The sequence below is a fragment of the Luteibacter sp. ME-Dv--P-043b genome (assembly GCF_030209605.1).
Lineage (GTDB): Bacteria > Pseudomonadota > Gammaproteobacteria > Xanthomonadales > Rhodanobacteraceae > Luteibacter.
The window spans coordinates 36,726-50,856 of the sequence record NZ_JARVRT010000015.1 but is presented as its reverse complement, the minus strand read 5'-3'; the positions used below and the strand labels follow the sequence as shown (position 1 = coordinate 50,856).

The 14,131-nt window shown below is 65.2% G+C and carries 10 protein-coding genes; 8 read left to right on the top strand and 2 right to left on the bottom strand.

The features are described from left to right. From QRN34_RS09450 to QRN34_RS09420, 7 genes are all read left to right on the top strand, one after another. Positions 1 to 1,218, top strand: coding sequence for an FtsX-like permease family protein (locus tag QRN34_RS09450; protein ID WP_345782898.1), 1,218 nt, complete (start codon positions 1 to 3; stop codon positions 1,216 to 1,218). Between the two features lie 75 nt (positions 1,219 to 1,293). Then, positions 1,294 to 2,628 (top strand): sigma-54 dependent transcriptional regulator, encoded by a 1,335-nt coding sequence (locus QRN34_RS09445; protein WP_285404018.1) that lies wholly within the window; start codon positions 1,294 to 1,296, stop codon positions 2,626 to 2,628. Positions 2,629 to 2,639: 11 nt separating this feature from the next. Next, positions 2,640 to 4,031, top strand: a complete 1,392-nt coding sequence (locus QRN34_RS09440) for an ATP-binding protein (RefSeq protein ID WP_036143264.1) — start codon at positions 2,640 to 2,642, stop codon at positions 4,029 to 4,031. A 51-nt stretch (positions 4,032 to 4,082) separates the two neighbouring features. Beyond that, positions 4,083 to 5,054: an SPFH domain-containing protein gene (locus QRN34_RS09435; protein WP_285404017.1), complete on the top strand. Its 972-nt coding sequence runs from the start codon at positions 4,083 to 4,085 to the stop codon at positions 5,052 to 5,054. A 4-nt stretch (positions 5,055 to 5,058) separates the two neighbouring features. Continuing rightward, positions 5,059 to 5,511 carry an NfeD family protein gene (locus QRN34_RS09430; RefSeq protein WP_285404016.1) on the top strand — a complete coding sequence of 151 codons (453 nt, stop codon included), beginning with the start codon at positions 5,059 to 5,061 and terminating at the stop codon, positions 5,509 to 5,511. Beyond that, positions 5,504 to 6,787, top strand: a complete 1,284-nt coding sequence (locus QRN34_RS09425) for a threonine/serine exporter family protein (RefSeq protein ID WP_285404015.1) — start codon at positions 5,504 to 5,506, stop codon at positions 6,785 to 6,787. Before QRN34_RS09430 ends, QRN34_RS09425 begins: the two co-directional genes overlap by 8 nt. A gap of 137 nt (positions 6,788 to 6,924) precedes the next feature. Continuing rightward, positions 6,925 to 10,647 carry a hypothetical protein gene (locus tag QRN34_RS09420; RefSeq protein WP_285404014.1) on the top strand — a complete coding sequence of 1,241 codons (3,723 nt, stop codon included), beginning with the start codon at positions 6,925 to 6,927 and terminating at the stop codon, positions 10,645 to 10,647. Between the two features lie 78 nt (positions 10,648 to 10,725). Here QRN34_RS09420 and QRN34_RS09415 read toward each other — a convergent pair whose 3' ends face one another. Then, a complete protein-coding gene (locus QRN34_RS09415) occupies positions 10,726 to 11,049 on the bottom strand; it encodes an H-NS histone family protein (protein ID WP_036143256.1) in 324 nt (107 codons plus the stop codon). Between the two features lie 248 nt (positions 11,050 to 11,297). Here QRN34_RS09415 and QRN34_RS09410 point away from each other — a divergent pair, with 248 nt between their 5' ends. After that, a complete protein-coding gene (locus QRN34_RS09410; protein WP_285404013.1) occupies positions 11,298 to 12,197 on the top strand; it encodes a hypothetical protein in 900 nt (299 codons plus the stop codon). Positions 12,198 to 12,379: 182 nt separating this feature from the next. Here QRN34_RS09410 and QRN34_RS09405 read toward each other — a convergent pair whose 3' ends face one another. Further along, positions 12,380 to 14,080 (bottom strand): proline--tRNA ligase, encoded by a 1,701-nt coding sequence (locus tag QRN34_RS09405; protein ID WP_285404012.1) that lies wholly within the window; start codon positions 14,078 to 14,080, stop codon positions 12,380 to 12,382. Positions 14,081 to 14,131: the final 51 nt, after the last annotated feature.

The following is a 14,131-nucleotide window of genomic DNA, read 5'->3' as shown; positions in this document are numbered from 1 at the left end:
ATGAACCTGCAGATCCGCCCCATCCTTTCCACGCTGAAGCGCCACCGCATCACATGCACGTTGCTCATCCTGCAGATCGCACTGACCTGCGCCATCGTCTGCAATGCCGTGTTCCTCGTGCGCGATCGACTGGACTGGATGGACACGCCCAGCGGCGTGGCCGAAGACCAGCTGGTCCGGATGGAAGTGGGTGACATTGGTACGCGCAGCGACGTGCATGCGCGCACCGAAGCCGACCTGACGGCGCTGCGGGCCTTGCCCGGGGTGCAGGCCGCGACCGTGATGAATTCGCTGCCCTTCGGCGACCGCAGCTGGAACGGCGGGATCACCCTGGAGCGCAACCAGCGCGAGTCGAGCGTGAATACCGGCAATTTCTACGGTGAGGGCGTCGGCGAAACCCTGGGCCTGCAGCTGGTCGCGGGTCGCTGGTTCCGTCCCGATGAGTACGCCTGGATGGATGACGTGGTCAGCGCCAGGGTCAAGGTTGCCCCTGCCCTCATCGTCTCGATGGCTACGGCCCAGAAGCTGTTCCCCGAGGGGCACGCCCTCGGGCGGCGTGTATTCGTCGGCGAGAACGAGATGCGTATCGTAGGCGTCGTCGCACGTCTGTCGCGTGCGGGTCATGACGACCGTGCAACCATAGGTATGACTACGATCGCGCCACTGCGCGAGTCCCCCGTCTGGGGCGCCGGTTTCGTCTTGCGTGTCAAGCCGGGCGAGGCAGACCGCGTGCTTGCCGCAGCGGTCGCTACCCTGCGCAAGCTCGACCCGCGGCGGGTGATCACCGAAAAGCAGACCTACAGGCAGATCCGCGATGAGTTCTTCGCCAGTGATCGCGCCATGGCCGTTCTCCTGGTCGGCGTCTGCGTGGCGCTACTGACTGTCACCGCACTCGGTATCGTCGGCCTGGCCAGCTTCTGGGTGGGGCAGCGACGCCGTCAGATCGGCGTGCGCCGCGCTCTCGGGGCGCGACGTGTAGACGTGCTGCGCTACTTCCAGACCGAAAACTTCCTGCTGACCAGCATCGGCATCGGTATCGGCATGGTCATGGCCTACGGCATCAACCTGCTGCTGATGTGGCAGTACGAGGCGCCACGCCTGCCGGCAGCCTATCTGCCCGCGGGCGCCGTGGTGCTCTGGTTGCTGGGACAAGTGGCCGTGCTTGCGCCGGCCATGCGTGCCGCAGCGGTTCCCCCGGTCGTGGCCACTCGTGGCTAGAATGGTGGAAAGTGTCGAAACGCATGCAACCCTTTTGCCCGGGGAAGCATCCATGGCTGCATGCAAAGGGAAAAGATGCGCTGCGTACTGATCATCGATGACAACCCGGCCGTGGGTGAAGCGCTTTCGCTCGTCCTCAGCCTGCGTGACATCCACCCACTCGTGGCGACTACCCCCGAAGAAGGCCTGGCCTTGCTGGCCGCCGGGCGTGTCGATGTCGTCATCCAGGACATGAACTTCACCGCCGACACCACGTCGGGAGAGGAGGGCGTGGCGCTGTTCCAGGCCATCCGCGCGCGGCATGCGGATCTCCCGGTCATCCTGCTGACGGCCTGGACGCATCTGGAAGCCGCCGTGGAACTGATCAAGGCCGGCGCCTCCGATTACCTGGCCAAGCCCTGGGACGACACAAAGCTGCTGGCCACGGTGGAGAACCTGCTGGAGCTATCCGAATCCACGCGCGAGGTCACCCGCGTGCGGGTGGAGCGTCGCCGTCGCCGCGAGGCGCTGGAGAGCCGCTACGACCTCGGCGGCCTGGTGTTCGCCTCCGAAGCCATGAGCCGCACCATCGAACTGGCCTGCCAGGTTGCCCGTTCGGATGTCTCGGTGCTGGTCACGGGCCCCAATGGCGCCGGCAAGGAGCGCGTCGCCGCCATCGTGCATGCCAACTCGGCTGTTCGCCGCGGGCCTTTCGTGGCGGTGAACTGCGGCGCCTTGCCGGGCGAACTGATCGAGGCGGAGCTCTTCGGTGCCGATGCCGGTGCCTACACCGGCGCCAACAAGGCCCGCGAGGGTCGCTTCGAGATGGCCGATGGCGGCACGCTGTTCCTCGACGAGATCGGCAACCTGCCCCTGCCGGGCCAGATGAAGTTGCTTCGCGTGCTGGAAACCGGCCAGTTCGAGCGCCTGGGCTCGGGGCGTACGCGCCAGGTCAAGGTGCGCGTCATCAGCGCTACCAATGCCGATCTCAAGGCGATGATCGCCGCGGGCACCTTCCGTGAGGATCTTTATTACCGCCTGAACGTGATCGACGTGAACCTGCCGCCGCTGGCCGAGCGCAGCGACGACATCCTGCCCCTGGCCGAGCACTTCCTCGACGGTCGCGCCGTGCTCAGCGAGGACGCGCGCGAAGCGCTACTGGGGCATGCCTGGCCGGGCAACGTGCGCGAACTGAAAAACGCCATTGCCCGCGCTGCGCTGCTGGCGCCCGACGGGCGCATCGAGCCCGTGCACCTCAACCTGCCGCCGCCGGTAGCCAGCCCCGGCCGCAGCCTGGATGAGCCCAGCCGCGAGTCGGTCGAAACGGCGTTGGCGTCCGCCGGCGGCGTGGTCAGTCGCGCGGCGAGCAGCCTGGGCCTTTCACGCCAGGCGCTCTACCGGCGCATGGAACGCTACGGGCTGGCGGGCTGACGAGCCACCGCATGCGCATACTGACCCTGGAAGGGCGCATGACCCTGGTGGTGGCCACCTCCGCCATCGTCGGTGCGCTGGTGTTCGCCGGGATATGCTTCTGGCCTTTCCCCCAGCTGGTCACCTGGATGCGCACGGTGCCCGCCAAATCGGGCAAGTTGCTGCCAGCGGTGCCGGTCGAGACTTTCGACGCCACTACGGCCCTGCTGATCTGCCTCGTCCTGCTGGTGCCGCTTTCCGCTTTGATGGCCCACGTGCTGATCGAACCGGTGCGCCGGCTGATGCGTGCGCTGGAAAGCGCGGTGGCCAGCTATCGCGACGGCGACTTCAGCATCTCCATCCGGTCGGAGCGCAACGACGAACTGGGTGACCTGATCCGGATGCACAACGAACTGGGCCAGACCCTGCGCGAGCAGCGCCAGCACCTGGCGCAGCGTGAATTGCTGCTGGACACCGTGGTGCAGAACACGCCCGTGGCCCTGGTGCTCACCGATACCGTAGGCAAGGTTACCTACGCGAATATCGCCGCGCGTCAGCTCTTCAATGAAGGTCGCGCGCTGGCCGGCCTGGATTTCCAGACGCTGCTGGACGCCATGCCCGAAAGCCTGCGCGCCGCCGCGGCCGCGGGCGAGGATGCGCTGTTCAACGTCGAGATGGAGGGCAGCGAGGAAACCTTCCACCTCTCCCAGCGTGGTTTCCGCCTGCAGGGGCGACCACACCGCCTGCAGCTCTACCGCCGGATGACCCGTGAACTGTCGCGCCAGGAAGTGCACACCTGGAAACGCGTGATCCGCGTCATCAGCCATGAGCTCAACAACTCACTGGCGCCCATCTCGTCGCTTTCCTATTCCGGTGCCGAACTGGCACGGCGCGGTGACCTGGAACGCCTGCCGGGCGTGTTCGCCTCCATCGGCGACCGGGCGAAGCACCTGCACGGTTTCATTTCGGGCTATGCCAGTTTCGCCAAGCTGCCGGCGCCACAGGCGGCCTCCGTGCCTTGGAAGCCGTTCCTCGACGGCCTGGCACTGCATGCGCAATTCCAACTGGCCGCGGCGGTGCCGGAACGGGACGGCTGGTTCGACGCGAGCCAGATCGAGCAGGTGCTGATCAACCTCATCAAGAATGCGCACGAGGCCGGCGGCGACGCATCCGGTGTCAGTCTGGCGGTGCACGCAGTGGGACGCGAGATACTGATCGAGGTCGCCGACAAGGGGCCCGGCATGAGCGACACCGTACTGGCACAAGCGCTGCTGCCGTTCTATTCGACCAAGCGCGCGGGTACCGGCCTGGGCCTGGCGCTGGCGCGGGAGATCGCCGAGGCCCACGGCGGGCGCATCGCCCTGTCCAACCGCGAGGGCGGCGGCCTGCGCGTCACCCTGGCGCTGCCCGCCGGTCCCGGCTGACCCGCTTCGCCTATACTCCGGGCAACACACCTCGGACAGGGATAACAGGTCATGGGAAGTATCGTCGCGCTGGTCGTAGTCGTGGTTGCCGTCACGATCCTGGCGAAGCTGATCCGCATCGTGCCGCAGGGCTACGAGTGGACGGTGGAAATGTTCGGCAAGTACACCGGCACGCTGAGCCCGGGCCTTCATTTCCTGATTCCGTTCGTCTATGCCATCGGGCGCAAGATGAACATGATGGAGCAGGTGCTCGAGGTCCCCTCGCAGGACGTCATCACCAAGGATAACGCGGTAGTCCGTGTGGACGGCGTGGTGTTCTACCAGGTGCTGGACGCGGCCAAGGCTGCTTATGAAGTGGCCAACCTCGAAGGGGCGGCGCTGGCCCTCATCATGACCAACATCCGCACGGTGCTCGGCTCCATGGACCTGGACGAGAGCCTCAGCCAGCGTGATGCGATCAACGCCAAGCTGCTCGGCGTGATCGACGAAGCCACGCATCCCTGGGGCGTCAAGGTCACCCGTATCGAAATCAAGGACATCTCGCCGCCACGCGACCTGGTGGACGCCATGGCGCGCCAGATGAAGGCCGAGCGCGAGAAGCGCGCCAACATCCTTGACGCCGAGGGCTTCCGCCAGGCGGCCATCCTCAAGGCCGAGGGCGAAAAGCAATCCGCCATCCTCAGCGCCGAGGGCAAGAAGGAAGCCGCCTTCCGTGAGGCCGAGGCCCGCGAACGCCTGGCCGAGGCCGAAGCCAAGGCCACCTCCATGGTGTCCGATGCCATCTCGCACGGCGACGTCAACGCGCTGAATTACTTCGTGGCCAACAACTACGTCGAGGCCCTGAAGGAAATGGCCAAGTCGCCCAACCAGAAAACCCTGCTGTTGCCGATGGAAGCCACGGGCATCCTCGGCTCGCTGGCGGGCATCGCCGAGCTGGCCAAGTCGTCCTTGGCCACGCAGCAACAGCAGCGTGCGCAGGCGGATACCGGCACCGCCAACCGCACCCCACCGTTGCCGCGCTGACGCCATGAGCCAGATCGCACTGCATTACCTGTGGTGGATCGCCGCCTTGCTGCTGCTGGGCGGCGAGGTGCTGCTACCGGGCTATTTCCTGCTCTGGATCGGCATCGCCGCCGCCGTCACGGGCATCGTGATGCTGGCGATACCCGACCTCACCGTGCTGGCGCAGGCGGTGGTATTCGTGGTGCTGGCCTTTGCCTCGTGCTTCCTCTACTGGAAGTGGCTGCGGCCTCGCCTGAACCGCTCTCCGGCGGGTAACGAGCGCCTGAACCGGCGCGGCGAGCAATTGATCGGGCAGCGTTACACCTTGTGCGAGCCGATCGTGCAGGGCCGCGGCAAGGCGAGGGTCGGTGACGGCATGTGGCTGGTTGCCGGCCCCGACCTGCCGCTGGGCGCCACCGTCGAAGTCGTCGGCATCGACGGCACCACCCTTCGCGTGAAGGCGGCGGACGTTGCCTGACACCGCACCGCTGACCGTCCCGGTGAGCTTCGCCACCACGGCGATCAACACCCGCATCGCGTTCCTGACCGAGCTCGCCCGTCGCCTGCACCAGTACGGCACCACGGCACCACGCCTGGAAACCGCCATTTCCCGGTCCGCACAGCGCCTGGGCCTGTCGGCGGAAGTCTGGTCCAGTCCCACCGCCATCATCGTGTCCTTCGCCGACCTGGGGCAGGGCGACGACGGCGTGGCCCAGGTCACCCAGGTGATGCGGCTGCCCCCAGGCGACGTCAACCTGGCCCGCCTGTGCGAGGCCGACCGCATCGCCGACGCGGTGATCGACGGCCAGATGGAACTGCGCGAAGGCTTCCACCTGCTGCGCAAGCTCGGCGCGCCGGAGACCTCCCGCGCGGCGTTGGGCGTCATCGCCAGCTACGGACTGTGTGCCGCTACGGTCGTCGGCCTGCTGTTGCACAGCGCCTGGCCCGACCTCATCACTGCGGGATTCATCGGCGTCATCATCGGCTGGATCACGGTGGCCTCGGGCAGCCGGCCGCGGCTGGCTACGGCCAGCGACGCCATCAGTGCCATGGTGGCCACGGCGATCGCCATCGTGGTCAGCGCCTACCTCGTGCCGCTGGCGGTGAAGTCGGTGATCCTCGGCAGCCTGATCGTGCTGATGCCGGGCATGGCGCTGACCACGGCGGTGCGCGAGATTTCCAGCCAGCACCTGGTCGCGGGCGTGGCCCGCATGGGCGGGGCCATCGCCACGCTGCTGAAACTGACCTTCGGTACGGTGGCGGCCAGCCAACTGTGTGAGGCCTTCGGCATCGTGTCGCGCGACTACGCGCTGGCGCCGTTACCCGGTTGGGCAGACTGGCCGATGCTGGCGATCGGTGCGTTCTCGTTCGCCATCCTGTTCCGCGCCGCGCGCCGTGACTGGCTGGTGGTCATGGGGGCAGTGATCGTGGGCTACCTGGCCACGCGCTGGGGCGGCAGCATCTCCGGCTCGCTGCCGGGGGCACCGTTCGGTGTGTTCGTCGGGGGGCTGTTGCTGGGCTCGCTGAGCAACGTCTACGCGCGCTACGCGAAGCAGCCCGGCGCGGTGGTCCGCGAGCCGGGCATCATCCTGCTGGTGCCGGGATCGGTCAGTTTCCGCAGCGTGTCGTACCTGCTCGACCACGATGCATCGCTGGGCATGGATACCGGGCTGCTGGGCGTGACCCTGTTGGTGTCGCTGGTGGCCGGCCTGTTGTTCGGTGACCTGATCGTGGCGCCGCGCCGGTCGTTGTAACCAGGGCTGCCGAATCGGCTTACGCTCATCCTACGACTTCCGGACGATGGTGGTGGCGGGGGCTCGCTCCTACGCTGGGGAGACGGTCTGCACGACGCAGGCTGAAACACGACGGACTCACGGAGCGAGACATCCCCATGACGGACACATTCACGATCGACCCCACCTACCCGCGGCCCGCGCTCGGCACGGACGTCCCTGCGGTAGTCAACCGCTCCCATTTGTCACCCGATGTCGGTGGGATGTTGCTGACGGTATCCACGTCCGAGAGGAATACCGGCGACCTGATCCACCTCTATTGGGATGGCGAGTGGATCGATACGGCCGAAGTGTCCTGGTACAACTACTGGATCGACTTCGCGGTGCCGCCGCCGGTGCTGCAACGACACCCGGGCAGCATCGAGGTGTATTACGTGGTGCAGACGGTGGGCGAGCCGGATACCCGGCAGGCGCGGCGTTCACCCTCGCTCACCCTGGATGCAAAGTTCACCCGTCCTGGCGGCGAGGGACCTTCGCCTACCGACATGACGGCGGTCAACGAAAACCTGAGGCCTATCGAAGGTACCGACGGGCTGACGAAGGGACAGGACCTGGCGTTGTCCATTCCCGCTTGGGAAAACATGGAGGAGGGTGCGCGGCCTGCCGTGTATTGGGGAAGCGAGGTGGTTGAGGTCGATCCGGCGACGGTTGTCGTGGGGCGTCCGGTCGAGGCCATCGTTCCGTGGGCCGTGATCGCGGCATCGCCGCAAGGCATCGTATCGGTGTCGTACGACATTCGCGATCGCGTCGGCAATACGTCAGGCAAGGCGCCGGCCGTCGACGTCAACGCCGTTTTCGACACGCTCCTGCCCATGCCCACGTTTGCCGGTGTCAATGCGCGTGGCCAGCTGGATCTGGGGCGCGCGCCTGCAAGTGACTACGATAGCCAGGCTTCGACGGTGACGGTCGAGGTGGCGTATCCCGATGTCGTCGACGGGGACGAGATTACCCTGACGCTCACGGGTACGACCTCGACCGGCCTGGTCCTCAATCCTTATCTGGAGACCACCTTCGCTGGCGGTGGCATGCCCGACGATCCCCGGACGGAAGGCCTTTCGACGCCGGACGGCCCCGTGATGACGCGGTACGAATTCAGCATTCTCCGCAGCTGGCTGGCTTACTTCGTGGGCGGAACGGTGTTTGCCGGTTACGTGGTGAAGCGCGGCGCGAGCATCCGTGAGTCGGCGACCCGAACCCGACCGATTATCGGTGAGGCCGCCGTCCCTCCCGCGCCCGATGTGCCACAGAGTGTGGATGGGGTGCTTGACCTGGCCACGGTAAAGGGTGACATCGAGGTACGCATGCCGGTCGGGTCGACCTTTCCGGCCGAGTGGGTGGCTACCCTGCGGATGCGCAGCGACGAATCGGCCCAGAGCCTCGAAATGAGCATGACCGTTGGCCAGGCGGACGATCAGGATCGGCTGGTCTGGATGCTGCCGCGCGGTCGCCTCGAGGAACTGCGTGCGAAGACATGGCGGCTAACCGTCGCCTTTGCCAACGCGGACAAGGCGACATGGCTTTCCGGCGTCGCTACCGTAAACCTGCGCCAGGCGCCCGCGGCGATATCCTGGCCCGACCTGGCGTTGCCGCAGGCATCCGCCGACAACGAACTGGCGTTATCTGCGCTGCGCGATGCGTCGGTAAAAGTCGTGCTGACGCCGAACGGCCTCTTCCAGGATGGGGATGACGTATCCCTGGAATGGGCAGGCAGGGCCTCGGGATCGTGCGTCGTGCAAGGCGTGCCACCGCGGGCCATGGTCTTCGACGTACCTCGGCAGGAGGCGGCAAAGGACGCTGGCAAGACGATATCGGTGGTTTACACGGTGAAACGCCACGGGACGGTGATCGGTCCCTTACCCGCGAAAGCCCTGGCCGTCCGTATCGCTGCGGCGACCATCGGCGACCTTCCACCACCGCATACCGATGCACTGAATGGCGACTCACTCGATGTCACCCGGTCGGCCGATGGCATCACGCTCACCACGCCCTCGACGGCTGACGTGCGTCCAGACGATGCAGTGCGTTTCCAGTGTCGTGTTCCTGGATCGCCATGGAATGATCTCTTGGCGACCGCGGCCACCGGTCATGCGAGTGCAAGCGTCAGTGCGGACCAGCTCATCCCTGCGCTGGGTGGCGTGTTCGAAGCCCGCTACGTCGTCACCCGCGACGGCCTGTCGCGAACCTCCGATACCCTGTCCGTTCCCCTTCGGGGCTACAACTCCAACGATCCCCGGCTGCCCAAGGCGTCGATCGACGAGGCCACGGAAAAACCCGGCGGCAAGGGCCATCCGTTCCTGGACATGAACCGGCCGCTCCCGGAGTTCCTTACCGTCCGGGTCCCGCGCTGGCCGTTCATGCGCGCGGGCCAGCGCCTGACGGTGTCGGCACGCGGGTTCATCGATTCGATCCTGCTGGCCGATACCATCGATCTGGCGGACGCCATGGTGGTGACCGCCTCGCATCTGGAGAAGGGCGTCGCCGTTCGCTTGCCCAGGTCGTGGCTGCTCGGGCAACCCAAGGTCGCTGCCACCGACATCGAGATCGTCGTCAGCATCGAGCGTCCCTTGGCAGCGGCCGGTTTTCGCTACATGACCTTGCCCGTGGCCGTCGTCAACGTGGTCAATCTCGACGAGGTACGGAAGTCGAGTGAGGGAGCGGGGGCGGCCACAAATCCCGAGGCAGGCGGCGGACCACCGTTGCCCCCGGTCGAGGATCGTCCGTCGCTTGCGATCGAGGAAGCCCGCACTTACGCCGGCAATACCACGCCCTATCTGGACATGACGAGGCTGGAGAACGACGCGACGTTAGTGCTGAAACCCTGGACGGGCATGGCCATCGGCGACCGCATTCATGTCGTGGTCGCAGCGACGCGAATGACCGGCGTAAGCGCCACGGCTTCCGCCACTGCCACGGTGATAGACAAGTACGCGATCACGGCACGCGACCTGGGGACGACCATCCGGTTCCCGCTGTCACGGTCCTGGCTCCAGGACGTGGTGCAACGACAGGGCTTTCCGCTTCAGCTCGACTTCGAAGGTTTGTGCAACCGGAAAAAGGACTTCTTTGCGACGGTGATTCTGACGAAGCACGGCGCGGGCGGCTCGGGCGAAGGTGTTTCTCCCGGTAATGCTGGCGCCGGAAGCACAGGTAATACGAGCGGCACAAGTAGTACCGGCGGCGCAAGTAGTACGGACGGCGCAAGTAGTACGGACGGCGCAAGTAGTACGGACGGCACAGGTAATACGGGAGGCTCGGAGAATGCCGGCACAGGTGGCTCGGGGAATACCGGGGATACCGGCGCGGGAGACGCTGGAGTGGGCGGCGGTGGGTCTGGCGGGACAAACAACTCGGACAGTGCGTTTATCGATCTCGTGCATTATCACTGGTCGGGATTCCTCGGCGTTGCGGAAAATCGCCTGCTTGCCTATAGCCGGCCAGGCCCGACAGGGTATCCGTTGAAGCCGGCGACTATTAAGGGCACGCCGGTATATCTTGCGGACCAGGTGCGTCGTCTGTTGCTCGAATTCGACGTCATGACCGTTCCAGGAAAGCGGTACACGATTATTTCCGTGACCCGGTACTTTCAGCCGGGCGTTGATATCGAGGTGGCAGGTGCGACGTACGTGCGTGACCGGTACATAGCGGGTCGATTTCACCACACATCGTTCGTTGCGACATCGTCGTCGGTCACCATCAGTGTTTTTTCCAGGAAAGCGGCCTATTCGACGCGTTACCCCCTTGAGCTTGAGGGCTTCTCGATAGCGAGGGATGAGGGGACGATCGATCGTGACAGCGTTGCTCCACCACTCGTGAAGCGCTGACGCTGGGAGCGGATACGAATGACGCCAGTACGGCAAGCCGTCTGGCGTCGGTCGTGCTTCTTCGGTGTAGCGTGAGGCTCAGGCCAGCAGGTCGCTTTCTTTCTTGCCAGCCTTCAGTGCATCGTTGAACCAGCGGGGGCGCTTGCCGCGACCCGACCAGGTCTGTTCGGCATCGTCCGGATTGCGGTACTTTGCCGCTACGGACGTGCCGGTACGACGTGACTTCGGGGCTCGTACGCCGAACACCTCATCAAAGGTCAAACCCTCGGCCTTGATCATGCCATTGATTTTATCGCGCAGGTCGGAAATCCGGTCCTTGCGCATTTCGTTCTGGCGCGACTGGGCCTTGGCGATCAACTCGCTGAGCTGGTTGAGGTTGAGATTCTTGATATCGATGGCCATGGGCATCTCCCGGTGGTGATTTAAGAGGGTGGTTGCCCGGTTAATCAGGCTATTAACCGGAAAGGGTTAACGAGCGTAATTGTGACCTAATTGGCGTACCCATGGGAACTCCATATGGGATGCTCGACGTTATCGCACTAAATTATCGGATTAGTCCTACAGTTCATGACGGGCTATCTGGCCCAATTCAGCTCGATCGCCGGCCGTTGTGATCGCCGGCCCTCGTCTTCCTCAACAAGGAAATCGTCATGTCTATCGCGCGTCCACGTCAATCCCTATTAGGCCTCATCCTCGCCGGTAGCCTTTGTCTTTCCGGGAGCGCCCTCGCCGAATCCGCCATTTACGGCGGTGGCCCCTTTTACAGCGGCGGTACCGCTGTGATGAACGACCTTCGCGCGTCCGGATTCACTACCGTGATGTTGTGGAGCGTGCATGTGGATACCAACGGCGACCTGCATCTCAATGACGAACCGCTTATCAGCGATGGCCTTTACGTCGGTCCGAATACCGGTTGGTCGGCTGAACTGGCGACCCTGAAGCAGGCGCCGACCTCGGTCAATCGCATCGAGGTATCGATCGGGGCAGGCGGCACCACGGATTTCGAGAGTATCGAGGCGCTGGTGAACGGCACCGGCGCGGGTTCCGGCACCGGCCCGGACAGCATCCTCTACCGTAACTTCCAGTTGCTAAAGCAGATTACCGGGGCGGATGCGGCTAATTTCGATGACGAGAGCGCCTACGACCTGGCGTCCGCGACAGCGTTCGGCAAGATGCTGGCCGGCCTGGGCTACAAGATCACGTTTGCGCCCTATACCAACCGCAGTTTCTGGGCGTCGTTGAAAACCAACCTGGGCAGCACCGTGGATAAGGTCTATCTGCAGGCCTACGCCGGCGGGACGGGTAATAATCCGGCGCAGTGGACGAGTGCGCTGGGCATGCCGGTGATTCCTGGGTTGTGGTCGAAGAATGGCAGCGGCTGCTCGGCCGGTGATTCACCGGCGACCGTGCAGTCGAAGATGGCGGCGTGGAAGCAGAGCGCGGTCATCCCGGGCGGCTTCATGTGGCTGTACGACGATATCCAGAAGTGCTCCGCGTCGGGTCGGACCACGGCGGATTATGCAAGGGCGATCAATACCGCGGTGGAATGATGCGATGTCGCTGAGGGTGACGACGCTAGTGCGATGCGCCGGGGCCCCGACATGTAGGAGCGCGCGTTTGCGCGCGACATCTTTTTTGCGATAACCCCGGAGCTGGCGCGCCAGCTCCGGGGTTTGGCCTCAACACATGTCGCGCGCGAGCGCGCGCTCCTACATGGGGCGTTACGGCCTGCTCAGGGGTTGAGCAGCGCCAGCAGGTCGTCGCGGGTGATGTTGCGGGCTTCGGCATCCGTGCGGGCACGGTATTCGAAGGTGCCGGCTTCCAGGCCGCGTCCGCTGACCACCACGCGGTGCGGGATACCGATCAGCTCCATGTCCGCGAACATCGGGCCGGGACGCAGGCCGCGGTCGTCCAGCACGGCATCCACCCCGGCCTGTGACAGCGTCTGGTAGAGCGACTCGGCGGCTTCGGTGACGAGCGGGTCGTTCTTCGGATTGATGATGCAGACGGCCACGCGCCATGGCGCCATGGCGTCGGTCCAGATCATGCCGGCGTCGTCGTGGCGCTGCTCGATCGCCGCGGCCACGATGCGGCTGACGCCGATGCCGTAGCAGCCCATATACATGGTGGCCATCTTGCCGTTGTTGTCGAGTACGCGGGCGCCCATGGCCTCGGCGTATTTCTGGCCGAGCTGGAAGATATGGCCGACCTCGATGCCGCGGGCCAGGCGCAGCGTGCCATGGCCATCCGGGGAGGTGTCGCCGTCGACTACCTTGCGGATGTCGGCCACACGGTTGATCCGCGCATCGCGCTGCCAGTTGGCGCCGGTGTAATGGGTGCCGTCCTGGTTGCCGCCGCAGACGAAATCCGCCAGCACCGCGGCGCTGCGGTCGACGATGACCGGGATGGTGTCGGGCAGGCCGACCGGGCCGATGAAGCCGGGACGCGTACCGATCGCGGCGAGGATGTCCGCCTCGCTGGCCAGTTCGGAGGTGTCCGGCAGCTCGGGCAGGTGGGCCGCCTTCACTTCGTTGATGTCGTGGTCGCCACGCACCACCAGCGCGACCAGGCCTTCCGCGCCGCGCACCAGGATCGTCTTGACCGTCTGCGCCGCGGGCACGCCAAGGAGCGCCGTGATCTCCTCGATGGTGCGCTGGGTCGGCGTGGCGACGCGCGCCAGTTCGGCCGACGGTGCCGGACGCTCGATGCCGGGCGCCATGGCTTCGGCTTTCTCGATGTTGGCCGCGTAGGACGAACCGTCGGAGAACGCGATGGCATCCTCGCCCGAGTCGGCGATGACCTGGAATTCGTGGCTAGCGCTGCCGCCAATGGCGCCGGTGTCGGCATCCACGGCGCGGAAGGTGAGGCCCAGGCGGGTGAAGATGCGCGAATAGGCGTCGTACATCACCTTGTAGGTGTCGCCCAGCGATTCCGGCGTGAGGTGGAAGGAATAGGCATCCTTCATCAGGAACTCGCGCGCGCGCATCACGCCGAAGCGAGGGCGGATCTCGTCACGGAACTTGGTCTGGATCTGGAAGAAGTTGAGCGGCAGCTGCTTGTAGCTTTTCAGCTCGTTGCGCGCGAAATCGGTGATGACTTCCTCGTGCGTGGGGCCGTAGCAGAACTCCTGCTCCTTGCGATCCTTGATCTTCAGCAACTGCCCGCCGAACTTCTCCCAGCGGCCGGTCTCTTCCCACAGCTCACGCGGTTGCACCGAGGGCATCAGGACCTCGATGGCGCCGGCGCGGACCATTTCCTCGCGCACGATGGCTTCCACCTTGCGCATGATGCGCAGACCCAGCGGCGACCAGGTGTACAGGCCGGACGCCAGCTTGCGGATCATGCCGGCGCGCAGCATCAGCTGGTGGCTGGCGATTTCCGCGTCGGCGGGAACTTCCTTGACGGTGGCGAGATGGAACTGGCTGAGGCGCATGCGGGCGATTCGTCGGGAGTGAACGGACGATTATAGGTGCAAGCCCGGCCC

Excerpts from the sequence above, each read along its gene's own strand:
- QRN34_RS09415 (WP_036143256.1), bottom strand. The coding sequence starts at position 11,049 with ATGGCCATCGATATCAAGAATCTCAACCTCAACCAGCTCAGCGAGTTG.
- QRN34_RS09405 (WP_285404012.1), bottom strand. The coding sequence starts at position 14,080 with ATGCGCCTCAGCCAGTTCCATCTCGCCACCGTCAAGGAAGTTCCCGCC.
- QRN34_RS09430 (WP_285404016.1), top strand. The coding sequence starts at position 5,059 with ATGAGCCAGATCGCACTGCATTACCTGTGGTGGATCGCCGCCTTGCTG.
- QRN34_RS09445 (WP_285404018.1), top strand. The coding sequence starts at position 1,294 with ATGCGCTGCGTACTGATCATCGATGACAACCCGGCCGTGGGTGAAGCG.
- QRN34_RS09440 (WP_036143264.1), top strand. The coding sequence starts at position 2,640 with ATGCGCATACTGACCCTGGAAGGGCGCATGACCCTGGTGGTGGCCACC.
- QRN34_RS09420 (WP_285404014.1), top strand. The coding sequence starts at position 6,925 with ATGACGGACACATTCACGATCGACCCCACCTACCCGCGGCCCGCGCTC.
- QRN34_RS09410 (WP_285404013.1), top strand. The coding sequence starts at position 11,298 with ATGTCTATCGCGCGTCCACGTCAATCCCTATTAGGCCTCATCCTCGCC.
- QRN34_RS09450 (WP_345782898.1), top strand. The coding sequence starts at position 1 with ATGAACCTGCAGATCCGCCCCATCCTTTCCACGCTGAAGCGCCACCGC.
- QRN34_RS09435 (WP_285404017.1), top strand. The coding sequence starts at position 4,083 with ATGGGAAGTATCGTCGCGCTGGTCGTAGTCGTGGTTGCCGTCACGATC.